This is a genomic window from Ruminococcus turbiniformis, from assembly GCF_020687545.1.
Taxonomy (GTDB): domain Bacteria; phylum Bacillota; class Clostridia; order Lachnospirales; family Lachnospiraceae; genus Mediterraneibacter; species Mediterraneibacter turbiniformis.
Genome location: NZ_JAJEQX010000003.1, coordinates 116,417 through 142,492, shown reverse-complemented (window position 1 = coordinate 142,492; position 26,076 = coordinate 116,417). Strand labels below are relative to the sequence as shown.

Here is a 26,076-nt window from a genome sequence, read left to right as displayed (position 1 = left end):
AAGAAAGATGGAAATATTAAAAGTCAGTCATTTAAGCAAGACATACGGGAGTGGGGAGGCGAAGGTGGAAGCCTTAAAGGACGTCTCCTTTTCGCTTGAAAAAGGCGAGTTCGCCGCAGTGGTGGGAGAGTCCGGCTCCGGAAAGAGCACCCTTTTAAACTGTATCGGCGGGCTGGATACGCCCACGTCAGGAAGCGTGTGGATGGACGGCCGGGATCTCTTTGCGATGAGCGAGAACAAAAGAACCGTATTCCGCAGACAGAATATCGGGTTTGTGTTCCAGTCCTTCCAGCTTGTGGAAGAATTAAACGTAGAGCAGAACATCATTTTCCCGCTTCTTCTGGACTATCAGAAGCCGGATCCGAAACGGGTGGACGAGATTCTTGAAGTTCTGGGATTGAAGGAGCGAAGACATCACCTTCCGGGACAGCTCTCCGGAGGCCAGCAGCAGAGAGTGGCCATCGGCAGGGCGCTGATTATGCGCCCCGCCCTTGTGCTTGCCGACGAGCCTACGGGGAATCTCGACTCAAAGAACAGTCAGGATGTGATGGATCTGCTTATGAAAGCTTCCAGACACTACCAGCAGACGATCCTTATGATCACGCATAATGAAGCGCTGACTGCCAATGTGGACCGGGTGCTGAGAGTGCGTGACGGGGTGCTCAAGGATCTGGGAGGTGTCAGGGCATGAGAGCAGAGAGAAAAGGGAACATGAGAGAGCGGAGAATGAAAAGCTACCTGGATCTCGTCCCCATTTCCGCCCGGAGGAGAAAACGGCAGAGCAGAATGACCCGGCTGTGCATCGTCCTTGCGGTCTTTCTCGTGGCCTCCATATTCAGCATGGCGGATATGGAAATTCAGAGCCAGATCAGAAGGACGCAGATGGATGACGGAGACTGGCATGTCATGTTTGCCGGGCCGGATGAGGAACAGATCAGCCTGATTGAGTCCCGGCCGGAGGTGCAGACATCCGCAAGGTACGCCGCTCTCAATTACGGTCTGGACAGGGGGTATGAGATTGGCGGAAAAGAGACGGTGATCTGCGGGTTTGATGAGAACTTCGACGAGATCATGGAACAGGCGTCCATCGAGGACGGTCATTTCCCGGAAGGAACCGCGGAGGCGGCCGTCACGCAGAGCATGAAAAGACAGCTTGGAGTGGATGTGGGAGATCCGATTGTGCTGATGACTCCTGAAGGGGAGGGAATTGAGTTTACGGTCAGCGGTTTTTCCGGGGACACATCCATGCTGACAAGCAGCGACGCCTTCGGGATCTTTGTAAATACAGAGACGTATGAAACGTATTTTGCGGACGACACCCGGGGCGAGGATTTTGCTCTCTATGTAAAATTTGTCCCCTTCTGCAATATTCAGAAGACTGTGGATGACATCTGCGGGCAGACCGGTATTTCCAGAGAAGCAGTGAGCGAAAATACAATGCTTCTCACACTGATTTTTCAGACGAGCAATACGACAATGATGCAGCTTTACTGGGCGGCCGGGATTCTGTCGGTTCTTGTGGCGGCAGCCGGAATCCTTATGATCTCGGGCAGCATGAACAGCAATGTATCACAGAGAACCCGGTTCTTCGGGATGCTTAGATGTCTCGGCGCAGACAGAAAACAGATCCGGCGGTTCGTCAGAAGGGAGGCGCTCTCCTGGTGCAAAAGTGCGGTCCCGGCGGGGCTGATCCTCAGTATGGCTGCCGTGTGGGGGCTCTGCGCTCTCCTCAGGTATTTAAGCCCTATGTATTTCTCGACTATGCCGGTGTTCGGAATCAGTCTTCCGGGAGTTGTTTTCGGCGCTCTTGTCGGAATTGTTACTGTGATGATTGCGGCTCATTCTCCCGCGAAAAACGCGTCGAAGGTCTCCCCTCTGACCGCGGTGTCAGGAAATGCCGGGACGACCCACGCGGTAAAGAAGGCGGCAAATACAAGGCATCTTCACGTGGAGACGTCGCTGGGCATCCATCACGCGTCGGGGAGCAAAAAGAATTTTGTACTCATGACATGTTCATTTGCATTCAGTATTATCCTGTTTTTAAGCTTCAGTCCGGCCATTGATTTTATGAATCATGCGGTCCGGCCCCTGCAGCCGTCCGCGGCGGATCTTACGGTGAGCAGCGGGGACGGCGCCGGGTCCCTTCCAAAAGATCTGGCCGCGTCTATCGAGCAGATCGGTTCGGTGCAGCGGGTGTACGGGAGAAGCTATATGTACGGCTTCACTGCTTCTGTCGGCGGAGAAACGATCCCGGTACAGCTGATCTCTTATGAGAAATATCAGTTTGACTGGGTCCGGGACGACCTGATGGAGGGTTCTCTTGAGGAGGCGGAAAACGGGGACGGTGTACTTGCCGTGTACTACATGAACGAAGGGGATTTTCAGACCGGGGAGACGTTTGAACTGACGGCCGGGGACCGCACGGAAACGGTGCGGGTATCAGGTATCCTCTCCGAGAGCCTGTTCAATATCCAGGATCAGTCGGCTGCGCTGATCTGTTCGGAATCGCTTTTTGAGGAGCTGACCGGGGAGAGCGGGTATGCGGTGATCGACGTTCAGTTTGACTCTGATGTGACGGATCAGGATGTGGAGGAGATACGCGCGCTGGCAGGCGATGGAGCGTCTGTGTCGGACAACCGGATGGAAAACGCGGAAAACCGGGGCGCATACTACTCGTTCGCTCTGTTTCTGTACGGATTTCTTGCGGTGATTACGCTGATCTCTGTCTTTAATATCATCAACAGCATCGCCATGAGTGTATCCGGACGCATCCGGGAATACGGAGCCATGCGGGCCATCGGAATGACGTCGCGGCAGATGGTGCGGATGGTGTCAGCCGAGGCGGTCACTTACGTGATATGGGGAATAGTGATTGGATGCGCGGCGGGGCTGGCGCTGAATTATAAAATATACGATCTTCTGATCTCGATCCGGTGGGGAGATCCGTGGGAGTTCCCGGCTGTGGAGCTGGCGGTGATCCTTGCGGCGATGGCACTTTCTGCAGCAGCAGCGGTGGCGGGCCCGGCGAAACGGATCCGGGAGATGTCAGTGGCGGATACGATCAGTGCACTGTAAAGTGATTTTTAAAAATGGCTGCGGCATCAGCCTGACCTGCTGGCGCCGAGGCCATTTTTGCTATTAGGCTTCAGCCTTAATAGGAAGCTGCGCACCTCCTGCCCTTGTTTATTTTTTTGCACCCCATGTATGTTTTTTGCTAATGGTCTCCAAAATAAAGCGCTAAAATAAAATGGGAATATGATAAAATAGACTCAGTGTATGGACTGGAGAGTATTATGGAATTATTAAAACTGGTAATCGTTGACGACGAACCTATTTTACTGCAGGGGCTGCTGGATACTTATGACTGGAAAAGCATGGGGTTCCGGGTAGTCGGGACAGCGCAGAGCGGGGAACAGGCTATCCAGGTGATCGAGGAGGTACAGCCTCATGTGGTGCTGACGGATATCCGGATGAAGCAGATCACGGGGCTGATGGTTATGGAAGAGATCCAGAAGACTGACCTGGAATGTCTTTTTATTGTGCTGAGCGCGTACAGGGATTTTGACTATGCGCAGCAGGCGTGCGACCTGGGGGCTTTTGCCTATCTTCTGAAGCCCATCGAGGATGAGAAGCTGCAGGAGACGATGCAGAGCGCCTACAGGGTCTGCATGGAGCGGATTGAGAATGATGAGAAATATGAGAGCTGGGAGAAGCTCCTGGTGAAAGACCACGACAGTTTCCTTCAGGTAGTGATCCAGAAGTATGTGCAGAACCGGATACCGAAGGAAAAGGTGGAGGAAGTGATGCAGATGCTTGCTGATTTGCCGAGAAATACGGAACGGTTTATCACGGTATGTGTAGACATAGATCTGGCTTACAGGATCACTCACTCACTGGACTATGAGGCTGCTCGGTTTGCCCTCATGAATCGGCTCGAGGAGGTGATAGGTGGGAAGTATTTCTTCTGGAAGACGGAAGGCAAGGGGAACTGTGCTTTTATTATCCGGACAGAGGATAAGAGTGCGGTGATGGAGCTGAAACATCTGCTGGAACATGTGAAAGAGGATGAGAAGAGTCCGGTGGTGGCGGCGATCTCAAAGCCGTATAAAGGAATAGAAGGGATACGGCGGAGCTGTGCGGAAGCGCAGCGGCTGTTCGGCATGGCGAGCGTATCCGGAGCCAGCGCGTTTACGGTTTCGGAAGAGGTGGAAGTGACCGCTGCGGAGGAGCAGGCTGTGGAGACAGACAACCTGATCGTGAATGCAGTTCGGAAAAACAATGAAAAAGAGCTCAAAGAAACTTTTGTTCAGCTGATTTACGGTCTGCCACAGGATGAGGAGAAGCAGTGCCAGTACATGCACCGCGTGATGCTGAGGACAGAGTTTATGCTTCAGGATACTTACGGTCTGACAGATGAGATCAAAAAGAAGTTCCGCAATTATTACAACAATCTCGAGAATCTCAGCGCGGCGAAAGCAGTGGATGTGTGTTATAAGATTCTGTGCGATGTCATTGAGGTGAGGAAGAAGACAGCGGCGGAGGATGAGACCAGATATTTCAAGGACTATATGAAAGAGGCTGTTGCCTACATTGATGAACATCTTCAGGAAGAGGAACTGTCCATTGTGTCCGTGGCAGGACATATTTACCTAAATCCGGTTTATTTCGGAAGGGTTTTTAAGAATACATTCCACATGACCTTTAAGAAATATCTGATGCAGCAGCGGATGGAGAAGGCGAAGCGGCTGCTCGAGGAGGGGAATGGCAGTATCGGAGATATCTGTGAGGCAGTGGGGATTCACAATCCGTCCTATTTCTCCCATCTGTTCAAGCAGTATACGGGCAGGCTGCCCAGCGAATATAAAAAGGAATACGAGGTATGAGTGAGATCAGATGAAAAAGAGTAAGAAGAGATCCGGGATACAGAAGCGATATCTGAAATATACGGCAGCCCTTCTCGGGCTGGCGCTTCTGCTGTCCAGTTTCGGCGTTGTTCTGAGCGTGAGGAACCGGCTGACGAATTCCATTGTCGATAAATACGAGTTCCTGACAGAACGGATGGGACTGACATTGGAGAATATGTTTCAGCAGACGGATGAGGCAACAGCGGAATGTATTCTTTATGATGACGTGCAGGAGAGTCTTCAGACACAGGGGCTGGAGAATGTGAAGCACATTGCTCTGAGCAAATATTTCGCCTATATCGGTCTGGACTACGTGGCGGATTACTGTTATGTAGACAACAAGGGAAATGTATACAGCCGGTCTTATTCTGATGTAACCTATCAGGATGTGGAGGAGAGCGGTTTCTGGAGATATCTGGGCGATGAGTATTCACGGACAAAGTGGTTCTGGGCAAAGGATACTCTGTTTGGGACGGATGATTATGCTCTTTTTATCGGAAGATACGTGAGAAGTCTGGAGTATGCTCATGAGCCGGGCATGCTGTTTTTTAAGATGGAAGACGGTTTCCTGCGGGAGATCATGGGGATGAACCAGGAGCTGACAGACGAGGCTGCAGTGGGTGTGATCGACAGAAACGGACAGATCTGCATGTCATCGTCGCCGGAAGATTTTGAAGAAGGAGAACGGATGCCGGATGATATCGCGGAGCGGATCACGGACCGGCAGGAGTCGCAGGCATCCGGGCTGATTCTCGCGGGAGAGAAAGTGAAGGGCGGCATACTCTCGGCCTATCTTGACGAGAACAGCGGGCTGGCGGTGTTTTCCTTTGTGCCGGACCGGGTGCTCAATGAGGGGCTTATCCCGATCTTTCTCGTGCTTGCGGCAATCTATCTTCTGGTGGCAGTGCTTGCGGTTATCCTGAGTATTTACTTCTCCAGGAGATTTACGAAGCCGATCCGGGTGATCAAAGAAGCCATGACAGAGTTTGACGGCAATAATTTCGACCGGACCATTGACCTGCACACCAACACAGAGCTGGACGAGATCGGACATTCTTATAATAAGATGCTTGACAATATCCATCGGCTGCTGGAAGAGATCAAAGGCCAGGAGCGGGAGCTTCGGCGGACAGAACTCAATATGCTGATCAGCCAGATCAACCCGCATTTCCTGTACAATACGCTGGATACGATCTACATGCTGGCGCGGATCAATAAAGAGGAGACGACCATGCGGATGATCCAGGCGCTTTCGAAATATCTGCGTCTGTCGCTGAACAAGGGCAGCGATATCGTGTCAGTGGACGATGAGCTGGAGAATGTGAAGAGTTATATGGAGATCCAGCAGATCCGGAACCAGTCGCTTTTTACCTATAAGATTGACTGTCAGGTGGATGCTGCGCAGACTTATGTGCTGAAGCTGATTCTGCAGCCGCTGGTGGAAAATGCGGTGAAGTACGGTTTTCAGGATATATTTGAAGGCGGCGTCATCCGGATTGTCGTGAAGAAAGATGAGGGCGCCCTGTATCTGAGTGTTGCCAACAACGGGACGCCGATTGAGCAGTCTATGATGGAGAAGATTAATCACATGAATGGGCTGCCGGTTTCAGAACTCAAAGACTGTTTCCCGGATAAGAAAAACGGCTACGGTGTGGTAAATATCCTGACAAGACTCAGGCTCAAATATGGGGACGGCGCGGAGTTTTATTGCAAAGCCGAAAAAGATGGCACGACCTGTACAATAAAGATTCCCGGGGATGGAGGACTGAAAGATGACGAAAAATGAGAAATGCAGAACGGTCCGGGCATCGGCAGCAGCGCTTCTTCTGGCAATGCTCGTGTCCGGATGTTCGGAGACAGCTGAGCAGACCAGCGGCGGGGAGGAAGAGGTCTCCATCCCGATGGTTCTCATTGTAGATTCTTCCACTGGAATTAAAAATGAGGAGGAACTGATTACTGAATTTAATCGGATATATGACGGAAAATGGCAGGCAGATGTGCAGTGGATCATGGAGACGGAGGAAGAGTACCGTCAGAATCTGAAGCGTCAGAATGTGACGGATACGCTTCCGGCAGTAATCACGGATCTGCGGATGCTCCCGGCATTTTATTATATGATGATACAGGACGGGCGGATCGAGGAACTGACAGAGTATATCAATGAGGACGAAGAGTGGACGACGATGATTGAGCCGGCAGTGCTCGAGTCGTGCAGCGAGGAGGACGGGAGCATCTATCTCGGACCGATCAGCACGGCGGCATTCTCCTGTTCCGGCATGTTCTGGAATGAAGAGCTCTTCGCCCAGGCAGGGATAGAGAAATTCCCGGAGACATGGGAGGAATTCTGGGAATGCTGCGAGCAGCTCTCTGCCTGCGGAATCACCCCGCTGGCTCTTCATACGGAAGGCACGGCGTGGGCCCCTATGCTGATCGCCACGGCGGAGGCGGCTTCCACGGAGGAAGGCGCAGCGTTTATGAATGAATTCTATCCGGACACCTATCAGAATGAAAGCGGGCTGCGGATAGCACAGACGCTTCAGAAGCTGTTCCGGTATACGACAGAAGACGCTCTGTACATGGATTTTGACGTTTCTTATGATAACTTTTTCTCAGGCCAGGCGGCGATGATCCCCAACGGATACTGGATGATGGACCAGATTCCGGAGGAGTGGCAGGATAAGGTCAGATTCTCTCCATTTCCGGAGAACAAGATGGTCTCTTCTCCGGAGACGTTCGGATGGGCGATTGTATCCGGGTACAGCGATGAGGTGAAGGAAGGAGCGGCGGCGCTCCTGAAACTCCGAACGCAGCTCAACATGGAGCAGAGAGAGGAACTGTTCGCGAAAGATCCGGAAGAGATGATCCCGGCGGAGCGGGATTATATTGCCGCTTATAAGAACGGACCGCAGCTGGTTCCGAACTATCAGGTGAAGTGGAATTCGATCCTGCAGGAAAAGACGCTGGGTGAGATCCTGCCGGATCTGGCTCAGGGGAAAATGACCCCGGAGGAGTTTACCGCGAGGGAGGACGAGAGCATAGCGCAGTTTATGGAAGAACAGTAAATCCGGCGGTCAGGGCAGGTATGCTTTTTGATAATCATGGTTTTGTAATTGTTACCGGCCGAATGGCCGGTATTGCTATAATACCCTCAGAACAAAGAAAACAGAGGTTTTAAAACACGGGTTTTCAGAAAGGCGAGGGTAAAAAATGAAAAAGAAAAGAGTATTATCGGTAATTCTGACTGTTGCAATGATAACAGGACTGGCAGCAGGATGCGGAAGCAGCTCAGGATCAGGCGGCAGCGGATCGGATGAAGCAAAGGGAAAAGTGTATTACCTGAACTTTAAACCGGAAGCAGATGAGTACTGGCAGGAGCTGGCGGAGACATACACGGAGGAGACCGGCGTAGAGGTGACAGTTCTGACAGCAGCTTCCGGAGAGTATGAGAAGACACTGAAGTCAGAGATGGCCAAGACAGATGCTCCGACTTTGTTCCAGGTAAATGGACCGGTAGGACTGGCAAGCTGGAAAGACTACTGCTACGATCTGTCCGGATCTGACATCGCAGGTGAGCTGACAGACGACAGCTTCGCTCTGATGGACGGCGACAAGATGGCGGGAATTGCATACGTAATCGAGAATTACGGAATCATCTACAACAAGGCGCTTCTGGAGAAAGCAGGATACACTGCGGATGACATCACGGATTTCGAAAGTTTCAAGAAAGTAGTGGAAGATATTACAGCACGCAAGGATGAACTCGGATTCTCCGCATTTACATCAGCAGGAATGGACGGATCTTCTGACTGGAGATTCAAGACGCATCTGGCAAACCTTCCGATCTACTATGAGTACAAAGACGAGGGCATTAATAATACAGATGCCATTAAAGGCACATATCTGGATAATTACCGTCAGATCTGGGATCTCTATATCAACAATGCAACATGTGAGCCGACAGAGATCTCCACAAAGACAGCGGATGACGCAACAGCAGAATTCGTGACAGAAGAAGCTGTATTCTACCAGAACGGAACATGGGAATATAACAATATCGCGGATATCGGCGACGAGAACCTTGGAATCCTCCCGATCTATATCGGTGTTGAGGGCGAAGAGAATCAGGGAGTGTGCACAGGTACAGAGAACTACTGGTGTGTCAATGCGAAAGCATCTGAGGAAGACATTCAGGCAACACTTGATTTCATGAACTGGTGTGTAACTTCTGACGCAGGCGTAGAGGCTATGTGCAGGGATATGGGATTCGTGATTCCGTTTAACTCCAACCTTGAGTCTGAGAATACACTTGTAAATGAAGCGAACAAGTACATGGAAGACGGCAAGACACCTGTGACATGGGTATTCTCAACAATGCCGTCTGAAGAGTGGAAGAACGGTGTGGGATCAGCTCTTACAGCTTATGCGGCTGATCAGACAGATGCGAACTGGGATGCAGTTGTAACCGCTTTCGTAGACGGATGGGCAACAGAGGCAGCGGCAGCAAAATAAGGGTGTACAGTTTTGACGGTGAAACAGAAACAGTGATATAAAAAACAGAAAGCGGCGGGCAGAGGAACGGTCTGAACGCCGCTTTTTAAAAGGAGGACGACTTTATGGAAAAAGCGATCCGGCGCTATATGCCGATTTTTGTACTCCCCACATTCTGTGCATTTATACTGGGATTTATTGTTCCGTTTATCATGGGAATCTGGCTGTCGTTCTGTGAATTTACCACGGTTACGGACGCTGAGTTTGTGGGTCTGTCAAACTATATAGAAGCATTTAAGGATACGATATTCAGGCATTCGTTCTGGTACACGGTGCTGTTCGCGGTGGTATCTCTTATTGTGATCAATGTGGTTGCGTTCGCACTGGCACTGGCACTGACGCAGAAGATGAAAGGAACTAATATTTTCCGTACGATCTTCTTTATGCCGAACCTGATCGGAGGAATTGTACTCGGATATATATGGCAGCTGATTTTCAACGGAATCCTGGCGAAATACAACACAGCGCTGGGATTAAATGAATGGTATGGTTTCTGGGGACTGATCATCCTGGTGAGCTGGCAGCAGATCGGTTATATGATGATTATCTATATCGCGGGACTGCAGTCTATCCCGGGCGATGTGATGGAGGCAGCGCAGATTGACGGGGCTTCCGGTATCCAGCGGCTGTTCCGGGTGACGATCCCGATGATGATGCCGTCCATTACGATCTGTATGTTCCTGTCCATCACAAACGGATTCAAGCTGTTCGACCAGAACCTGTCGCTGACAGCAGGAGAACCGTCGAAGCTGTCCGAGATGATGGCGCTGAATATATTCAATACATTCTATGGACGTACCGGATGGGAAGGCGTCGGACAGGCGAAGGCAGTGATATTCTTCGTGATTGTGGTCGCGATTGGCCTGATCCAGCTTCGCGCGACGCGATCAAAGGAGGTGCAGCAGTAAATGAAAAAGAAAAAGACTCTGAGCCTGATCGGTACAGGTGTATTTACAGTACTCGGGCTGATCTATATTGCACCGATCCTGATCGTGCTTATGAATTCATTTAAGAAGAAGGTCTATATCAATAAGGAACCGTTTACGCTTCCGATAGAAAAAACATGGAATGGTATGGAAAATTATCTGACGGCGATTGATAAATACGACCTGCTCAGCTCAGTGGGCTGGACGGTGTTCATCACAGTCGGCTCCGTGCTGGTGATCCTGGTGTGTACGTCCATGTGCGCGTGGTATATCACAAGGGTAAAGACCAGATTCACAAAAGCTCTTTACCTGTTGTGCGTGTTTTCAATGGTTGTTCCGTTCCAGATGGTAATGTTTACACTATCTCTGGTGGCGGACAGAACAGGTCTGAATACACCGTGGGGAATTATCATTATTTATCTTGGGTTCGGAGCCGGACTAGCCGTGTTCATGTTCTGCGGATTTGTGAAATCTATCCCGCTCGAGATTGAGGAGGCTGCAATGATCGACGGATGTACGCCGCTGCGCACCTTCTTCAACGTGGTGCTTCCGATCATGAAACCGACTTATATTTCCGTGGGAATCCTGGAGACTATGTGGATCTGGAACGATTTCCTGCTTCCGTATCTGGTGTTGGATCTGAACAAATATAAAACGATTTCCATTGCCATCCAGTATATGAAGGGAAGCTACGGACGCGTGGATATGGGCGCGATCATGGCAGCGCTGATCCTGGCGGTCATCCCGGTTATCATCTTCTACCTGGCATGCCAGAAACACATCATCAAAGGTGTGGCAGCAGGAGCTGTAAAAGGATAAAAAATTTTCAAAGACCGGAAGAAACAGAGAAAAGAAATAAAACATATATAAAACAGATAGAATAAGAATCACAGAAATATGGGGACGTGTCCAAAAGCGGATGCGTCCTTTTTTGTACATGTGGCAATACGGTCACCGGAAAAAATGGTTAAGCATATAAATAATTAAATTTAGATACTAAGAAAAATTATGGGAAAATAGCACAAAATTACACCGTGAATTCGACAAAGGAAGAGTTTAAGAAAAACAAAGGCAACGGCGAGCAGGGAATGAACTTCAAAAATGTTATGATTCTTTTCCGCGACCCGAATCAGTGGCTGACATGGCTTGCAATCGGACTCGGCTACACAGCATATGTGGGAATGACATATATCAGCCCGCTTCTTGCGTCAGAGTTCGGCGTTGAGGCTTCCATCATCACAGTGCTCGATACAATCAAGAACAGCGGTATCGGTCTGATCGCTCCGCTGATTGCCGGATTTATCGCTACAAAGAAAGGCGCGGTGCGCTCCTACTTCCTGTGGCTTGGATTATACATCGTCAGCATGGCGCTGATCATTGTTCTTCCGTGGCAGCCGGCGTTTGCGATAATCGCAATCCTTGTTATCATTCTTCTTTCCTTCTCTGCAAAGGGACGAAGCGCGATCTCCAATACGGTGCTTGTTGAAATCAAGACTCCGATGTACCTGTTCGGAACTTCCGTAGGTATCGAGGCTCTCATCATGAGAATCCCGGATATGTTCATGTTCACGCTTGCCGGAAACATGATTGATTCCTATGGAAATACAGGATACTACATGGTATTCGGAGGATGCCTTGTATTCGCTCTGGCAGGACTTCTCTGCAACATGGTAGTTTCCCGCAGAATGAAAGCAGGAAAGACTTCCGAGTGGTTCTTTGAGCAGGCAAAACATAAAGCTGCAAACTAAAACACAGGATAGCGTCAGTGTACAAGGACGACCGTATTGTCCTCTTGCACACTGACGCTACAGAAGATAAAAAATAAAATTAAGAAAGGATGTCTCTGCGGCATGGAAGGTGTGCAGAGGCATCCTTTTTTGACATTATGGCATCAGTGAACTGCGGTTATTGCGAAGATGTTCCCGCATCACCTGTTCTGCTTTGTCTTCATTGCCCTCCAGAAGGATTTCGGCAATGTGCGTATGGTCAACATAGGCGTAGGAGAGATCACGGTTATAGTATTTTAACTCCTTGATCCGGGAGAGAGTGACAAGGTTGCTGATACGTTCAATCAGTTCGCTTAAATATGTATTCTGCGCCAGTGAAACGATATAGCTGTGAAAATTCGCACTTTCATCGATCAGAAGCTGAGCGTCGCTGACCGGATCGGCTTTCCGGCATTTTTCAACAAATCCAAGCAGCGTTTCATAGTCTTTTCTGGTGCAGTGGCGGACCGCAAGTCTGGCCGCGTAGGATTCCAGGCATATCCGGCATTCATAAACATCATTCAGTGTTTTTTCATCCAGCGGGTTTACGATGTGGGTACCGCGTTCTGTTACAACCAGCCGGTCGCTTTCCAGCATGCGGATAGCTTCCCGGACCGGACTGCGGCTGATGCCGAGTTCCTGGGAGAGAAGAAGTTCATTGACAGTGTCACCGCAGGACAGCTTTCCGGTCAGTATCTGTCTTTTCAACAGTTCATAGGCCTGAAGATGATAAGGTACTCGTTTTATAATCTGTGTCATTCAATAATTCTCCTGTCTGAATTGCTGCTGATTTTTCCGGTCATTCCGGTCTTTTTCCTGCAGCATTGTCATGCTAAAATTATATAGTTATTCTGTGTTTTTTTCAAGAAAAGAAGTAGATTTCTCTGACAGAACAATTTTGTATCCGGATAGAAATGACAAGTCTGAAAAATATTACAGAGTATTTGTGCAATTAGAATAAAATTGTCGACACAATACTGTCGAAAATGTCAATTGCACTGAGAATAATAAAGTGATACAATAAATTCATCAAATGTAGATTGTCGACAATCTACAAAAAAGAAAGAAGGAGGATCCAATGGCAAAATTTGAAACAATTATCAAAAATGGCAAAATTGTCACGGCAGACGGCGGTTTTTTTGCAGATGTCGGCATCCGGGAAGGAAAAATCGTCTGCCTGGCAAAAAGACTGGAAGATGGGGAAAAGATCATTGATGCGTCGGGAAAACTTGTAATGCCCGGAGGGATCGACATCCATACCCATCTGGATACGCCGCTGAACGGCTCCTACACGCTGGATGACTGGTATCAGGGAACGGTTTCTGCTGCCTGCGGCGGCGTTACATGTGTGGTAGATTATCCGAAACAGGAAGCAGATCATTCCGTCCGGGATATCATAGAGAAATGGAAAGAAAAAGCCGGCGGAAAAGCAGTGGTAGATTACAGTTTCAGTCCTGTGATCACGCAGTATAACGATGAAGTATACAGAGAAATTCCTGAGCTGATAAAAGAAGGCTTCCCGGGATACAAGGTATTTATGGCATACTGGCACAGGATTCCGGATCACGAACTGGTGAAAATGCTTGACGTCGTTTCCTCATGCGGAGGAATCCTGGGAGTACACTGCGAAAATGACTGGGCAGCAGATTACATGATCCAGAAGCTGCTGGCAGAAGGAAAAACAGAGCCGAAATACTTTCCGATGAGCCGTCCGGCGCTTCTTGAAGAAGACGCTACGTCAAGAGCGGTTAAACTGGCGCAGATGGTGGATGGCAATCTGCTGATCGTCCATATGTCGTGCCGGGGTGCGATTGAGATCGCGAGAGAGGCACGCGCGAAGAAAAATAATGTTTATGTGGAAACATGCCCTCATTTCCTTGTCCTGGACGACAGTGTTTACGACCAGCCGCTTGAAGAGGCAGCCAAATACGTAGTGACCCCGCCGATCCGCAAAAAAGAGGATCAGGATGCGCTCTGGAAGGGGCTTATATCCGGCGATATCGATCTGATTTCATCTGATCACTGCGCCTTCCCGTATGACGACAAGATTCGGATGGGAAGAGAAAACTTTTCAACGATTCCTCATGGCGCGCCGGGAGTGGAGTCAAGGATTCCGATTGTATTTTCAGAGGGAGTGAATAAAGGACGCATTACCGAAAGCCGTTTTGTGGAACTTGTCAGCACAAACCCGGCAAGAATTGCCGGTCTGTTCCCGCAGAAGGGGACGATTGCAGTCGGAAGTGACGCAGATATTATGATTTATGATCCGGAACTCGAAGTAACTCTCTCAAAAGATCAGATGCACAGCAACTGTGATTTTACAGGATATGAAGGGATGAAAGTAAAAGGGTACCCGGTTCTTACCATGTCACGCGGCACAGTTCTTTATGAGAATGGAAAAGTTCTTGCAGAACGCGGACACGGGAAACTGGTAAAACGCAGCACATTCCAGCGCTTTTAAGCTGCCGGGATTCACATGGAAAAGGAAAGGAGGTGGAGACGGATGATTCGCAGATGGAAGGATATGAGCACAGAGAAAGTGGAATGCATGAAAGGCGGGAAAGGCGAGGTAGAGCTGATTAATATTCTGGAAATGGATGAAATGTATAATATGGGAAGATTTTTCGGAGTGACAGTGATCCCGCCCGGCTGTTCCGGCGGCTGTCATACTCATACAGGGGATTTTGAGACATATTTTATCCTGGAAGGAAAAGCTGTGATAAACGACAATGGCACAGAATACGAACTGGGTCCCGGAGATATGATGCAGTGCAGAGACGGAAGTTCCCATGGAATCCGCAATGACGGAGACTGCGATCTGAAGTATCTTGCGGTAATCCTGTATTCTCCGTCAGGAGAATCTTCCGCAGATAAGACGGATGAAGATGAACCGGCCAGTGCAGGAAAAACGGCAGAAAAGGGTTTAGAGTAAAGGAGGAGAGAAAATGGCGGAGACAAAAACAATCTTATTACAGAAACCACCGGCGGCCAGATGGTGGGTCATGGTAATGGGTATTCTGGCCTATGGACATTTTTTCATGATCATGCAGCTGATCTCATCCATGACGACGACAGTTATGGAAGACTTAAACATTACAGTAACGGAGTGCACCTGGCTTCTGACGGCGACAAAGATCGGTTTCGCGATCTTTACCCTCCTTGGCGGTCCGCTGGGAACGAGACTGGGACCAAGGAGAACGATTACCCTGGGACTTATTTTAAATGCCGTCTCCAATCTGGTATTCCCATGGGGAGCGACAACTTATGCAGGAGCATTTACACTCTGTCTGCTGCAGGGTGTTGGCGGAGGTTTTATCAGTGGTTCCGCGATCGGCGCGACATGTCTGTGGTTCCCCACACGTTCCCGCGGACTGGCGACAGGTATCTTTACCGGTCTGGTCGGCTCCATGTTTACGATTGCTTCTGTATGCTGTCCGATGCTTGTAAGCAGCGGCCTGAGCTGGCAGCAGACGATCGCCGTGATGGGAGGAATCCCGGCGGCGGGCCTGGCAGTGATCTATTTTGTGACAGTGAAAGACTTTGGCGAGGCATATCCCGGATATGCGTCTGTGGATGATATTCTTCCGGAATCGGTGTCCATGCCGAAGAAAGTGGAAGGCCAGAAACGGATGAAGGTCAGAGAAACACGCAAACCAGACAGTATGGGAGAATTTTTCAGATCCGGAAGTGTATGGATGGCGGGAATCCTGACGTTTATTACCGGTTGGATGCAGCTTGGACTCGGCTCCCTGTTCCCGCAGCTTCTTTTGTTTGACTACTCTCTGTCAGATGCGCAGGTGGCTTCAATTACAGGACTTGCGTTCCTCGGAATGATGGTCGGATGTCCGCTGGGCGGAATTATTTCTGACAAAGTATTCCACGGCGTGCGCTATCCGATGCTGATGATCGGCGCGATCTTCACAGGGGCAATGTTCCTGCTGATTCCGCATACGCCGGTTCCGATGATGGCTCTGGTACTGTTTCTGACATACGGCGGAAACGCTTCTATCTGCGGACCTTTCTGGTCAGTACCTTCTGAACTGGTGACAGGAAAGATGGCGGTTATGGCAAGCGCATTCTGCAGTACGATGGGAACACTCGGAGGACTGGTTGCATCTCCGCTCATGACGATCACCGCAACAGCGGCAGGAACATATATCGTACCGGTATATATCTGCGCAGTTGTCGCATTCGCGGGAGTTATTCCCGCTCTGGTAATCCGCAGATAGTGTGAAAGCAGATCCTGAAAAGCCGGGAGACAGATCCCGGACGCTTACTGAAAAATTAATAAATTTAATAAATACGGAAAAGGAGAAAAAATTATGAGAATTTTAGTGACAGGTTCAAAAGGATACATTGGAAGATACGCGGTAGATCTTCTTCTGAAAGAAGGACATACAATCATTGATTATGACAGGGACCAGATGCCGCCTTATAAAAACCCGAACCGTATTTTCGTTCACGGTGAGTGCAACGATGCGACAAGACTTTTGAACGTATACAAAGAGTATAATGTGGAGGCGATTCTTCATCTGGCAGGTCAGTCCAGTCCGTGGGTGTCGCTTGACAGCCCGATCGAGACGATCAACTCCAACATGGTCGCGACAATCACTGTACTGGATACCGCAAGACTGGCAGGAATCAAGAGAGTCGTCGTATTCAGTTCAGACGCGGCATACGGCGAACAGGGAGATAAAGTCTGCGACGCATATTCCGCAATGTATCCGCGTACGGTTTACGCGGTGACAAAGGTCGCAAATGAAATGCTTGCAAGAGTTTACAACATAAACTTCGGTATGAGCTGTGTTGCGATCCGCTGCGGCCGTGTGTTCGGCGGAAGGCGTCTGACAAAGGATACGCTCAAAGATATGCTGCTGGCCGCTGTGCACGGCGAGAAATTCGTAATGGAACACGGAGCGGATCAGCTGATGATCCTGGTACATGTAGATGATATCGCAGATCTGATTCTGCGGGCACTGACGGTAGCTCCGGAAAAGGTAAGCAAAATGGCTGTCTACAATGGAATGAGCTACGGGGCTTATGTGAAAGATGTGGTAAAGATGGTTCAGGAGTTTGTCCCTGACTTTACATATGAAGTAGGGCCCGGAAGAGAGATTGTAAACGGAATCGAGAATGAGAATCCCGGAAAGTGGGATATGACGGACACGGAGCGGGATCTCGGATACAAGCCGAAACACAGCTTTATGGATGAATTGAAACTGTACTATGAGTTCCTGAAAGAGGACGAGGCGAATTATTAGATCAAACAGCAGGTCTGCAGCCCTCAACAGAAATCCCGGAGGATGATCTTCCGGGATTTCTCTGTTGTCAGGGAAAGTGCAGGCGGGGAAGATCTGTTACGGTTATGCCGGGAGTCAGGGCGATTGAGTTGAGCATATGGGCCTCCCCGTGAGCTCTGTGCGGGTATACGAGGAATCCGTAAGAATAGCAAGCAGGTCATACTGATATTTATGATGTCCTTTGATTGACCGGCAGATCTTGTCCAGGCGAAGTTCAGTCATCTTATCTTTGTCCCCATCGAACTGAGCGATAAGGTCATTGAGTTTCCCAAGCTTTTTATAAATGCGAGAAGAAGTTTTTCCATTATCAACTGTCAAACTCCCGTGCTGGAGATCAACGAATCCCGGTTCCCGGGACTGATCCGGAAGGCAAAATACAGGGACAGCAAGCTTCTTGATATAGCAAAAAAGCAGGATGTCGGAGTTTTTGCAGGGGGATCGGAAATAATCCCATTCTACCGGTGGAAATTTGTTACTTAAAACCTTATGAAAAAATGATACTATTTCAAAAATATGTTATACTTATTCCAGAAATAAGAATAAGGAAAAATCGATTGCAGAGAAAAGGCGGTGAATGATCATGATTATAGGCAAAAGAAAAAGCCAAAAAGTCCAAAAGGTTTATAGCCTTCGCAGTAATGAGGCAATTCAGTATGCGCTTAACACAATAGCAAAATCAGAAATCGCACCGTTTGTGAAAGCCGTCTATTTATATGGAAGCTGTGCCAGGCAGGAACAGTCATATGGAAGTGATGTAGATCTTCTTGTGGAATTGACGCCGACGTATGAAATTAAATCAGATCATGTGGTGCAACTAAAAAGCCAATTAAATAAAAATATTGAATTGCCTGATATCGAAGTGAAAATTGTAATCGGGAATGATTGGCTTAGGGATCAAGGTCTGTTTTATAAAAATATTCGAAAGGACGGAGTGAAAGTATGGGGTTAAATAATTATTTTGACTTTGCTGAAAACGATTATCAGTTTTTTAATAAATCTTACGCAATGGGGATCAAAGCTCCGGCTCAGGCGGCGTTGGGCCAGAGTATTTGCGAAAGGTAGCGTCAGTGTACAAGGGGCAATACGGTCGTTGAAGGGCTGATTTGGGCTCCTTCTGCGTTACTTTCCCTCCGCGTACGTCTCTGTACGCGTCGATCAAGTGCCTTGAAGGGGCTCAAATCAGCACCTTCACGACTCGAAGACTCCAACCGCAGGAATTTCGGTGATTTTCAAGGCAGACGATAGAGGCGTACTGGACGTACGCCGATTGAGGATAACACAGAAAATCACCGAAATTACGCGGTTTGGAGCGTATTGCCCCTTGTACACTGACGCTACCTTAAGCATATTATTAACGAATATGCAAATCCTGAAGATGATTCAGAGTTTTATAAGAAGGAATCGGTCCTGCGCACTCATAGTCTGCATAAATTAACATCGTATTTGGAGAATGATATGGAAATAGAGATCCCGGATCGGATATTGGATGAACTGGGGAGAATTGATGGCTTTTATTTCACAACAAGATATCCAGGTGACGATAGTTTTATTGCGACAGAAAGGGACATTGATACAGCAAGAAGTGCAGTCGAATATACGCGGAATTTTACCCTGGAAATCATACGGGAGATGGAACACGAGGAACCTTCTGCTTCTGAAGATGAGCCGGAACTGTAAATCGTGCGAAAACTGTATAATTTGAGCATAAGGAAATCCCCGGAAGCCCGGGGATTTTTCTTTTGTAACTGGTACTGTACGGAGCAGTCATTAAGCCACTGGATGAATGATTCCAGATTCTCGTGGCTTTTCAGCAGTTCCGCATATGCCCTGTTCAAGTTGGCATAGTCTTTCAGCAAATCATTATATTTCTTCCCCAACTCCTATTTCCTCCTTATGTCCAGTTCCAGTATAGTCCAAAAGAGGCACAGTGTACAACAATATGGGAAAATGCTATGGGTCATTGCGGTCGGATTCCACAAGAAGATTTTACTTGTCCGAACGCTGGTCTTTCCGTATCAGTTCCAGATAGATTCCCAGCACCTTGTAGAAAGTATTGAGCTCATCCATTGTACAGCTTTCAAGCAGCTCCTGTGTAGTCGCGGTGATGTCCGCGATGTCGTACATCATGTGGGCCCGGTCTACATCCCATCCGAGATCTGTGGGATAGAGCCGTACGGTCTTTTTGTTTCCCTCGGTCTTCTTCCGCTCGATGAGCTCTTTCTTCTCCAGCTTTGCAAGTGTCTGGCAGACGGCGCCTGTGGTCCGTTCCCAACGCCGGGCCAGATCTGTTACGGTCGTGCCGGGAGTCAGTGCGATCGAGTTGAGCATATGGGCCTCCGTCATGGTCAGTTCAGGCCCGATGCCGTAATGCCGGTTTTTCCCGATATAATTGGAATAAAGAGCTACAAAAAAGTAGACAAGATCCGCTTTCTCGCTCAGCCGGCGGAAAGTGGCATCGATGTTTTCGGTTACGGGAGGTGTGTGTTCTGACGTATTTTCCATAATATTTTCCCCTTTCACTGCAATATTGCTTAGATGCTATGCTAGATATAATATATCATAAAATCTCATGATTCGGTAAGAGAAAGGAAAAAATTTATACAACTTTTATACAACGGCGGTAAATACAGCGGGTATTGCCTTGTATATAGACAGCAGGGAACCGAGAGACAGCGCTATGAAGCCGGGATTACTGCCCGCACAGTAAGCCCGCGGGGGGCAGTCTGCGAAAAGCATACGCTGCCTTTGTGGGCCTTTGCGATCTGCCGGACGATTCTAAGTCCCAGACCATGTCCGCTGCCGACGCTTTCCGGCATGATGCTGGTGCCGCCGGGGGTATCTTCTTCAAATTCCAGAATATACTGCCCGCCGATTCCGCTGTTTAAAAATCCGCTTACACACTGGCGGGCCAGTTCCACGGCGCTGAAACTTGTCACGCGCATCGGCTGCATGGAGTATTCAAGGCGTGTGGTCAGATTGCATACTGTATGCTGTTCTTTAAAGGCGGCGTACTGTTTTTTGTCCGAAATCTCCGGCTTCCGTTTTAAGGGCTGAACAGTTCGTCCACGGTCAGCTTCAGTTCACGCGCAAGGGCAAATGCCAGCGAGAGAGTCGGATCATATTTGTTGTTCTCGATGGCGTTTACCGTCTGCCGAGTAACGCCGCATTTTTTTGCCAGCGCTTCCTGGGAGAGCCCCAGTTCCTTTCTCCGTTCCCGTATGATATTTCTCATATGCGGATCACGCCCTTTCCCCTTCCCGTCAGGTGTATTTTCTCCGGAACACAAGCAGCAGAACAAAGTAGAGAATCGCCATTGTGCCGAGCATGGTGAAGGGATTCATGGACATGGACTCGGAGCGGACAATATTTTCGATGATACGCAGGATCATGCATCCGGCGGTACCAAGCAGCGTGTAGCTGCTGGCTTTCCATACGATCAGATTTCTCCGCTCATCGCCGGAGCGGGCCAGGGAGATGACCATGGCGATGTCCAGAATTACAAGGACAAGCAGGAAAACGAGGAACAGAACGGCAAAGACTGACATACCTTTTGCATCCATAATTCAGACTCCTTTCGCAGGGAAACTCTTCCTGAAGTGTCAAAAACTTTTTACACTTTGAGTATAGTACGGGGAGAGTGAAATGTCAAATACTTTTTACAGTTTTGCAGGTTTTGCAGTTCTGCAAAAAGGCGCGGCTGACCTTCTGTTCTTACAGCATTTATGACAGATCTTTCCGTGTATATCGGGCATATGCGGCGATAATGCCAAGAACACCGAGGCATATGCCGAATACAAGCGGGCCGGCGTCGATACGCCCGTTTGCGGCAATGTCCGCTCCGTCCGCGTATCCGAAGGGTGTGATGTATTTCAGAAATTCCACATCTTCGGAAATATTTGCAATAATATTGCAGAAGTAGAACAGAATCGCAAGGCCCAGTCCGGCGCCATAGCTTCCTGAGCGCAGGAATGCAGACATGCCGAAGCAGACGGCGGCGATTTCTGTCTGGAGAAGAAAATAGGCAAGGTGCATCAGCAGAATCTCCTCCCATGGAATCCCTTCCCCGACTGCGAGGATACAGATGAGGGCGAAGAGAAGAGCAGCAGCGTTCAGAATGACGATCTGCAGGAAAACTGCCAGAAGCTTCCCGCTTAAAACACGGCTGCGGCTGACCGGGTGGGTGAAGAGAAATTCCGCGGTTTTCCGCTTTTCTTCTTTCGCGAGGATGGCGGAGGCGCTTAAGGCCGCGAAAAAGGCGCCGCCCAGTCCGAGAATATTGCCGCACTCGATGGCATAAAATCCGGTCAGCGTGCCGAAGCTTACCTGATTCATCCCGAATGCATCGCTGAAGCTTCCCATACTGGAAAATACCTGACTGACTTCATCCATTTCGCCTTTCATCTACGGGAAAAGGAAGATGCAGACAGCGAGGAGAAACACGATCGATGCCGTCCATATAATCAGGGAAGTCCGTCCCTGTCTTAATTCATGTCCTGTAATAACCCTCATGGCTTTTCACCTCCGTCTGTATAGTAGTGAAGGAAGATCTCTTCCAGATCCGGTTCGGAGATGGTTACATCCTGAACCGGATGCGCTGCCAGCGCGGACAGGAGCAGATTGATCTCTCCGTCAAAAAGAAAACTTACCCCGTCTTCAAGCTCCTGCACGTCGCGGATCTGTACGGTTCGCCCGTGCCCGGCGGAAGCTCCTGCCAGTGAGGAAAGGTCGAACCTGCCCCGGACGGATACCCGTCTTGCATTTGTACGGGAAAGCTCTTCCACGCTGCCGGATGCGATGATCCGACCTTCCCGGATGATGGCCGCCCGGGTACAGTAGCGCTGGATTTCCGAGAGAACATGGGAGGAGAGAAAGACTGTCATTCCCTTCTCGTTGTACTCTCTTAGGATGGAGAAGAACTCGCGCTGCATCAGCGGGTCAAGTCCGCCTGTCGGCTCATCGAGGATACAGAGCCTCGGCTTATGCTGAAGCGCACAGACGACGGCAGCTTTTCTGCGGTTGCCGTAGGAGAGGGTATCCATCCGGCTGTCCGGGTTAAGCAGAAGCCGCTCACACAGCTCGGAGGCATTTTTGCGGCAGTCTTTTCCCCGCAGTCCGGCGGACAGGCGGAGCATATCCCGGACCCGCATGCCAGGATAGAAAGCAGCCTCCGAGGGCAGATAGCCTGTTTCCGAGAGAATACGGTTCCGGTCTTTTTCGATGTCCATCCCAAGAATGCTGGCCCGCCCTTCGGTTTTATGTATGAGGCCGAGAAGCGTCCGCACAGTGGTGCTTTTCCCTGCGCCATTGGGGCCGATAAAGCCGTAAAAATCCCCTTCCTTTACCTCCAGGTCAAGGCCGATGATCCCCCTTGCCTTCCCGTAATATTTTGTCAGTTTTTCTGTCTGGATCGCGTACATAGTCAGTCCCCCTTCCGAAAATAAATCTGTTTCCAGAAAGCGATCATTTTGCTGAAATCGTGTTCGATAGTCTCGATCTCTCTGTCAGAAAGCGCGCCTTTTAAAAGCAGTTCTCCTCTTTGAAGAACTTCCCACAGATAACCTTCCGATGCAAGATACATCTCGCGCAGCATCATGGACAGATCGATCCCCTCGATAAACTGTGCGGGATCGAGAGCAGCGAGCGCATTGTTTGCGTACCGGTTTTTCAGAGATTTGTAGCTCTGCCGAATTGCAGGGCCGATCTGCGGGTCGGGTTCATAGTAGGCGCGGATGGAAAAGGAAGCCATGTACGGATAATCGCGCATAATCCGGATCTTCGCCCGCATTCCCAGGTACAGCATCTCAAACAGATCCTTCTGTTCATAGCACCCGTACTCCCCGAGTGTGCGGATACTGAGTTCGCCGCATGTCTCCCATAGGAACATGTAGAGGTCCTTTTTGTTTTCAAAATAGTGAAAGAGGAGAGACTTGCTGATCCCGGCGGCAGCGGCAATTTCGTTCATTGGGCTTTTACGGTATGTATTCATGGAAAACACCCGGTAGCCTGCGTTGATGACTGAGCGCTGCTTTTCTTCCGGGAGATCATAAAATTTCTGATTCATCATTGTGTACTCCTTTGCAGGTACTGTTAAGTTTCATTATATCCCATTGACCGTTTTTGAGAAGACCTGTCTTTTGATATCTGATTGAAAAAAATGTAAAGATGTGACATACTGTCAGTATTGGAGTTTAAGGAGGAAAAAGTGATTGAAAATCGACCGCATGATAGGAATCCTTTCCGTTCTTCTGCAGAAAGACAAGGTGACTGCGCCTTATCTTGCAGAGAAGTTTGAAGTCTCCCGCCGCACGATCAACCGGGATATTGAGGATCTGTGCAGGGCGGGCATCCCTCTCGTGACGACCCAGGGGGCGAACGGCGGAATCTCCATTATGGACGGATATAAGATGGACAGCACTCTTCTTACCTCGTCGGACATGCAGGATATTCTGGCGGGGCTTCGAAGTCTGGACAGTGTCAGCGGCACGAATCAGGTGGCGCAGCTTATGGAGAAACTTTCCGCCGGATCTTCCGCGATTATGCCGGGCAGCCAGAGTATTCTGATCGATCTGTCCTCCTGGTACAAAGATTCTCTGGTTCCGAAGATTAGGATGCTCCGGGAGGCGACAGACGCCGGGAGGACGGTTCGTTTTCAGTATTATTCGCCGACAGGAGAGAGCAGCAGAGAAATGGAACCGTACTATTTGATTTTCCGGTGGGCTGGCTGGTATGTGTGGGGATACTGTACGGCGCGGGGAGATTACCGTCTCTTTAAGCTGAACCGGATGACCGGATTAAGACCGGGCGAAACATTTAAAAAGCGGAAGGCTCCTCTGCCGGATCTCTCAAATGAACGGCTGTTCCCTTGTGTGTATCGGGTGAAGGCGCTGATAGAACCTATGTACCGGTGGCGGCTTGTGGAGGAGTACGGACCGGACTGTTTTTCTGTTCAGGAGGACGGCAGGCTTCTTTTTTCTTTTGGGTTTACAGACGAGGAGAGTATTCTCGGATGGATTCTGTCTTTCCGCGGCAAAGCAGAGCTTCTGGAACCGGAGGAGCTGCGGGAGAAACTGTCGCAGATTGGGAAGAGACTGGAAGAGCAATATTCAGATTCATGACATACTGTTGTCCTGTTTGCTTTGGTAAGATGAAACGGAGAAAGCGAAAGGAGCAGAAACTATGAATTATGAAATTATTGAACTTAAGGAAAAAACGGTGGAGGGCATATCTGCCCGTACAAACAATCACGCGCCGGATATGGAAATGACCATCGGCGGATTGTGGAAACGCTTCTATGAGGACGGCGTGTATGAAAATATAAAGAATAAAACTGACGGGAAAGCCATCGGGCTGTATACGGAGTATGACGGAGGCGTAGACGACGACTATACTATTATGGTAGCCTGTGCAGTAGATGAAAAAGAAGGAGGCAGTAGCGGCGGAAAGAGTGGAGAATACGAAAAGAGGAACATTCCCGGCGGACGATATGCCAGATTCAAGATCGTGTGCGATATGCGAACATCTTCCGCTGCGGTTGCACAAGTCTGGAAGGAAATATGGAAGACGGATCTTCCGAGAACGTATATCTGCGATTTTGAGGAATATCAGAATGCGGATATGGAGCATGCCGAAGTCTGCATTTACATCGGACTGCAGAGTGAAGAAAATTAAAAGTGGAAGATCCATTGTGCGAAGGCAAAAAGGAGAACGAAAAATGGCAGCATTTGATTATAAGAAAGAATACAAAGAATTTTATCTGCCGCCGAAGAAGCCGCAGATCATCGAGATCCCGTCCATGAATTTTCTTGCGGTGAGAGGGAAAGGCAACCCGAATGAGGAGGACGGCGATTATAAGAAGGCGATCGGCCTGTTATACGGCATGGCCTACACGATCAAAATGAGCAAGATGGGAAACCATAAAATGGACGGGTATTTCGACTATGTTGTTCCTCCGCTGGAGGGATTCTGGTGGCAGGACGGGACAAAAGGTGTGGATTACAGCCGAAAGAAAGATTTCCAGTGGATTTCCCTGATCCGTCTGCCGGAATTTGTGACGAAGGAGGAATTTGACTGGGCGGTTCGGGAGGCCACAGAAAAAAAGGAGACAGATTTCTCCAGAGTGGAATTTCTGACTTATGAAGAAGGCGTGTGCGTGCAGTGTATGCATATCGGTCCCTATGACGATGAGCTGGAGACGGTGGAGAAGATGAACCGGTTCCTTGAAGAACAGGGGTATGTGCCGGACTTTTCAGAACACAGATACCACCATGAGATCTATTTAAGCGATGTGCGAAGATGCAAACCGGAGAAGTTAAAAACAGTGATCCGCCACCCTGTCAGACGAAAAGAGAGGGAAAGAAAAGTGTATGAATTTCGTGCCGTGATCGAGCCGGTGCCGGACAAGGGCGGCGCCTATGTCCGGTTTCCGTACGACATCAGGAAAGAGTTCGGAAAGGGTAGAGTGAAAGTCCGGGCGACGTTTGACGGTGTTCCATACACCGGAAGCATTGTGAATATGGGCGTTAAGAATGAGGACGGTTCGGTCTGCCATATCATCGGGATACGCAAAGATATCCGGGAAAAGATCGGAAAACAGCCGGGAGATACCGTGTCCGTCACAGTTACCGAGGCATAA

The 26,076-nt window shown here is 49.3% G+C and carries 26 protein-coding genes and 1 pseudogene; 19 read left to right on the top strand and 8 right to left on the bottom strand.

All coding sequences use genetic code 11. The annotated features are described in order from the left end of the window. Positions 1–7 precede the first annotated feature (7 nt). The 9 genes from LKD70_RS02940 (at position 8) to LKD70_RS02900 (ending at position 12,126) form a co-directional block, all read left to right on the top strand. Positions 8–691: an ABC transporter ATP-binding protein gene (locus tag LKD70_RS02940; protein ID WP_227706554.1), complete on the top strand. Its 684-nt coding sequence runs from the start codon at positions 8–10 to the stop codon at positions 689–691. Further along, the gene (locus LKD70_RS02935; RefSeq protein ID WP_227706553.1) at positions 688–3,075 is read left to right on the top strand and encodes an ABC transporter permease; all 2,388 of its coding nucleotides are present in this window, start codon (positions 688–690) and stop codon (positions 3,073–3,075) included. The genes LKD70_RS02940 and LKD70_RS02935 overlap by 4 nt, the downstream gene beginning before the upstream one ends. A 218-nt stretch (positions 3,076–3,293) precedes the next feature. Then, positions 3,294–4,883 carry a response regulator gene (locus LKD70_RS02930; RefSeq protein ID WP_227706552.1) on the top strand — a complete coding sequence of 530 codons (1,590 nt, stop codon included), beginning with the start codon at positions 3,294–3,296 and terminating at the stop codon, positions 4,881–4,883. A 10-nt stretch (positions 4,884–4,893) separates the two neighbouring features. Beyond that, complete coding sequence (locus LKD70_RS02925; RefSeq protein ID WP_227706551.1) at positions 4,894–6,690, top strand: sensor histidine kinase; 1,797 nt, start codon at positions 4,894–4,896, stop codon at positions 6,688–6,690. Next, positions 6,677–7,966, top strand: a complete 1,290-nt coding sequence (locus LKD70_RS02920) for an ABC transporter substrate-binding protein (RefSeq protein ID WP_227706550.1) — start codon at positions 6,677–6,679, stop codon at positions 7,964–7,966. Before LKD70_RS02925 ends, LKD70_RS02920 begins: the two co-directional genes overlap by 14 nt. Positions 7,967–8,111: 145 nt before the next feature. Beyond that, complete coding sequence (locus LKD70_RS02915; protein ID WP_227706549.1) at positions 8,112–9,413, top strand: ABC transporter substrate-binding protein; 1,302 nt, start codon at positions 8,112–8,114, stop codon at positions 9,411–9,413. A 104-nt stretch (positions 9,414–9,517) separates the two neighbouring features. After that, entirely contained in the window at positions 9,518–10,360 is an 843-nt protein-coding gene (locus tag LKD70_RS02910) for a carbohydrate ABC transporter permease (RefSeq protein ID WP_227706548.1), read from the top strand. Next, complete coding sequence (locus tag LKD70_RS02905; RefSeq protein ID WP_227706547.1) at positions 10,361–11,197, top strand: carbohydrate ABC transporter permease; 837 nt, start codon at positions 10,361–10,363, stop codon at positions 11,195–11,197. Between the two features lie 215 nt (positions 11,198–11,412). After that, entirely contained in the window at positions 11,413–12,126 is a 714-nt protein-coding gene (locus LKD70_RS02900) for an MFS transporter (RefSeq protein WP_227706546.1), read from the top strand. 135 nt (positions 12,127–12,261) lie between these two features. Here the strand turns inward: LKD70_RS02900 and LKD70_RS02895 are convergent, their stop codons facing one another. After that, positions 12,262–12,903 carry a GntR family transcriptional regulator gene (locus LKD70_RS02895; RefSeq protein ID WP_227706545.1) on the bottom strand — a complete coding sequence of 214 codons (642 nt, stop codon included), beginning with the start codon at positions 12,901–12,903 and terminating at the stop codon, positions 12,262–12,264. 319 nt (positions 12,904–13,222) lie between these two features. Here LKD70_RS02895 and hydA point away from each other — a divergent pair, with 319 nt between their 5' ends. From hydA to LKD70_RS02865, 6 genes are all read left to right on the top strand, one after another. After that, positions 13,223–14,605, top strand: a complete 1,383-nt coding sequence (hydA, locus tag LKD70_RS02890; RefSeq protein ID WP_227706544.1) for a dihydropyrimidinase — start codon at positions 13,223–13,225, stop codon at positions 14,603–14,605. A gap of 42 nt (positions 14,606–14,647) precedes the next feature. Beyond that, a complete protein-coding gene (locus LKD70_RS02885) occupies positions 14,648–15,076 on the top strand; it encodes a cupin domain-containing protein (RefSeq protein ID WP_227706543.1) in 429 nt (142 codons plus the stop codon). A 13-nt stretch (positions 15,077–15,089) separates the two neighbouring features. Further along, positions 15,090–16,373, top strand: a complete 1,284-nt coding sequence (locus LKD70_RS02880; RefSeq protein ID WP_227706542.1) for an MFS transporter — start codon at positions 15,090–15,092, stop codon at positions 16,371–16,373. Positions 16,374–16,466: 93 nt separating this feature from the next. Next, positions 16,467–17,405: an NAD-dependent epimerase/dehydratase family protein gene (locus LKD70_RS02875; protein ID WP_227706541.1), complete on the top strand. Its 939-nt coding sequence runs from the start codon at positions 16,467–16,469 to the stop codon at positions 17,403–17,405. A 619-nt stretch (positions 17,406–18,024) separates the two neighbouring features. After that, the gene (locus LKD70_RS02870; RefSeq protein ID WP_227706540.1) at positions 18,025–18,393 is read left to right on the top strand and encodes a nucleotidyltransferase family protein; all 369 of its coding nucleotides are present in this window, start codon (positions 18,025–18,027) and stop codon (positions 18,391–18,393) included. 398 nt (positions 18,394–18,791) lie between these two features. Beyond that, positions 18,792–19,121: a HEPN domain-containing protein gene (locus LKD70_RS02865; RefSeq protein ID WP_320442579.1), complete on the top strand. Its 330-nt coding sequence runs from the start codon at positions 18,792–18,794 to the stop codon at positions 19,119–19,121. Between the two features lie 309 nt (positions 19,122–19,430). Here the strand turns inward: LKD70_RS02865 and LKD70_RS02860 are convergent, their stop codons facing one another. From LKD70_RS02860 to LKD70_RS02830, 7 genes are all read right to left on the bottom strand, one after another. Next, the gene (locus tag LKD70_RS02860; RefSeq protein ID WP_227706539.1) at positions 19,431–19,946 is read right to left on the bottom strand and encodes a MarR family winged helix-turn-helix transcriptional regulator; all 516 of its coding nucleotides are present in this window, start codon (positions 19,944–19,946) and stop codon (positions 19,431–19,433) included. A gap of 173 nt (positions 19,947–20,119) precedes the next feature. Beyond that, a complete protein-coding gene (locus LKD70_RS02855; protein ID WP_227706538.1) occupies positions 20,120–20,380 on the bottom strand; it encodes an ATP-binding protein in 261 nt (86 codons plus the stop codon). 107 nt (positions 20,381–20,487) lie between these two features. Further along, the gene (locus LKD70_RS02850) at positions 20,488–20,676 is read right to left on the bottom strand and encodes a helix-turn-helix transcriptional regulator (RefSeq protein ID WP_227706537.1); all 189 of its coding nucleotides are present in this window, start codon (positions 20,674–20,676) and stop codon (positions 20,488–20,490) included. 28 nt (positions 20,677–20,704) lie between these two features. Continuing rightward, the gene (locus LKD70_RS02845) at positions 20,705–21,004 is read right to left on the bottom strand and encodes a hypothetical protein (RefSeq protein ID WP_227706536.1); all 300 of its coding nucleotides are present in this window, start codon (positions 21,002–21,004) and stop codon (positions 20,705–20,707) included. A 160-nt stretch (positions 21,005–21,164) separates the two neighbouring features. Beyond that, on the bottom strand, positions 21,165–21,833 hold the full coding sequence (locus LKD70_RS02840) for an ABC transporter permease subunit (protein ID WP_227706535.1): 669 nt from the start codon (positions 21,831–21,833) through the stop codon (positions 21,165–21,167). A 116-nt stretch (positions 21,834–21,949) separates the two neighbouring features. Beyond that, the gene (locus LKD70_RS02835) at positions 21,950–22,861 is read right to left on the bottom strand and encodes an ABC transporter ATP-binding protein (RefSeq protein WP_227706534.1); all 912 of its coding nucleotides are present in this window, start codon (positions 22,859–22,861) and stop codon (positions 21,950–21,952) included. Positions 22,862–22,863: 2 nt separating this feature from the next. Continuing rightward, positions 22,864–23,508, bottom strand: coding sequence for a TetR/AcrR family transcriptional regulator (locus tag LKD70_RS02830; RefSeq protein ID WP_227706533.1), 645 nt, complete (start codon positions 23,506–23,508; stop codon positions 22,864–22,866). Between the two features lie 142 nt (positions 23,509–23,650). Between LKD70_RS02830 and LKD70_RS02825 the strand changes: the two genes are divergently transcribed. From LKD70_RS02825 to LKD70_RS02810, 4 genes and pseudogenes are all read left to right on the top strand, one after another. Further along, entirely contained in the window at positions 23,651–24,559 is a 909-nt protein-coding gene (locus LKD70_RS02825) for a helix-turn-helix transcriptional regulator (protein WP_227706532.1), read from the top strand. Positions 24,560–24,620: 61 nt separating this feature from the next. Further along, a complete protein-coding gene (locus LKD70_RS02820; protein ID WP_227706531.1) occupies positions 24,621–25,112 on the top strand; it encodes a GyrI-like domain-containing protein in 492 nt (163 codons plus the stop codon). A 43-nt stretch (positions 25,113–25,155) separates the two neighbouring features. Further along, a pseudogene (locus tag LKD70_RS02815) lies at positions 25,156–25,785 on the top strand (GyrI-like domain-containing protein); the annotation flags it as partial. Then, positions 25,762–26,076: a DUF1905 domain-containing protein gene (locus tag LKD70_RS02810; RefSeq protein WP_227706582.1), complete on the top strand. Its 315-nt coding sequence runs from the start codon at positions 25,762–25,764 to the stop codon at positions 26,074–26,076. The pseudogene LKD70_RS02815 and the gene LKD70_RS02810, both read left to right, overlap by 24 nt.

Excerpts from the sequence above, each read along its gene's own strand:
- LKD70_RS02930 (WP_227706552.1), top strand. The coding sequence starts at position 3,294 with ATGGAATTATTAAAACTGGTAATCGTTGACGACGAACCTATTTTACTG.
- LKD70_RS02850 (WP_227706537.1), bottom strand. The coding sequence starts at position 20,676 with ATGAGAAATATCATACGGGAACGGAGAAAGGAACTGGGGCTCTCCCAG.
- LKD70_RS02915 (WP_227706549.1), top strand. The coding sequence starts at position 8,112 with ATGAAAAAGAAAAGAGTATTATCGGTAATTCTGACTGTTGCAATGATA.
- LKD70_RS02920 (WP_227706550.1), top strand. The coding sequence starts at position 6,677 with ATGACGAAAAATGAGAAATGCAGAACGGTCCGGGCATCGGCAGCAGCG.
- LKD70_RS02840 (WP_227706535.1), bottom strand. The coding sequence starts at position 21,833 with ATGGATGAAGTCAGTCAGGTATTTTCCAGTATGGGAAGCTTCAGCGAT.
- LKD70_RS02935 (WP_227706553.1), top strand. The coding sequence starts at position 688 with ATGAGAGCAGAGAGAAAAGGGAACATGAGAGAGCGGAGAATGAAAAGC.
- LKD70_RS02940 (WP_227706554.1), top strand. The coding sequence starts at position 8 with ATGGAAATATTAAAAGTCAGTCATTTAAGCAAGACATACGGGAGTGGG.
- LKD70_RS02910 (WP_227706548.1), top strand. The coding sequence starts at position 9,518 with ATGGAAAAAGCGATCCGGCGCTATATGCCGATTTTTGTACTCCCCACA.
- LKD70_RS02925 (WP_227706551.1), top strand. The coding sequence starts at position 4,894 with ATGAAAAAGAGTAAGAAGAGATCCGGGATACAGAAGCGATATCTGAAA.
- LKD70_RS02830 (WP_227706533.1), bottom strand. The coding sequence starts at position 23,508 with ATGATGAATCAGAAATTTTATGATCTCCCGGAAGAAAAGCAGCGCTCA.
- LKD70_RS02880 (WP_227706542.1), top strand. The coding sequence starts at position 15,090 with ATGGCGGAGACAAAAACAATCTTATTACAGAAACCACCGGCGGCCAGA.
- LKD70_RS02875 (WP_227706541.1), top strand. The coding sequence starts at position 16,467 with ATGAGAATTTTAGTGACAGGTTCAAAAGGATACATTGGAAGATACGCG.
- LKD70_RS02820 (WP_227706531.1), top strand. The coding sequence starts at position 24,621 with ATGAATTATGAAATTATTGAACTTAAGGAAAAAACGGTGGAGGGCATA.
- LKD70_RS02835 (WP_227706534.1), bottom strand. The coding sequence starts at position 22,861 with ATGTACGCGATCCAGACAGAAAAACTGACAAAATATTACGGGAAGGCA.
- LKD70_RS02845 (WP_227706536.1), bottom strand. The coding sequence starts at position 21,004 with ATGGATGCAAAAGGTATGTCAGTCTTTGCCGTTCTGTTCCTCGTTTTC.
- LKD70_RS02895 (WP_227706545.1), bottom strand. The coding sequence starts at position 12,903 with ATGACACAGATTATAAAACGAGTACCTTATCATCTTCAGGCCTATGAA.
- LKD70_RS02905 (WP_227706547.1), top strand. The coding sequence starts at position 10,361 with ATGAAAAAGAAAAAGACTCTGAGCCTGATCGGTACAGGTGTATTTACA.
- LKD70_RS02870 (WP_227706540.1), top strand. The coding sequence starts at position 18,025 with ATGATTATAGGCAAAAGAAAAAGCCAAAAAGTCCAAAAGGTTTATAGC.
- LKD70_RS02860 (WP_227706539.1), bottom strand. The coding sequence starts at position 19,946 with ATGGAAAATACGTCAGAACACACACCTCCCGTAACCGAAAACATCGAT.
- LKD70_RS02885 (WP_227706543.1), top strand. The coding sequence starts at position 14,648 with ATGATTCGCAGATGGAAGGATATGAGCACAGAGAAAGTGGAATGCATG.
- hydA (WP_227706544.1), top strand. The coding sequence starts at position 13,223 with ATGGCAAAATTTGAAACAATTATCAAAAATGGCAAAATTGTCACGGCA.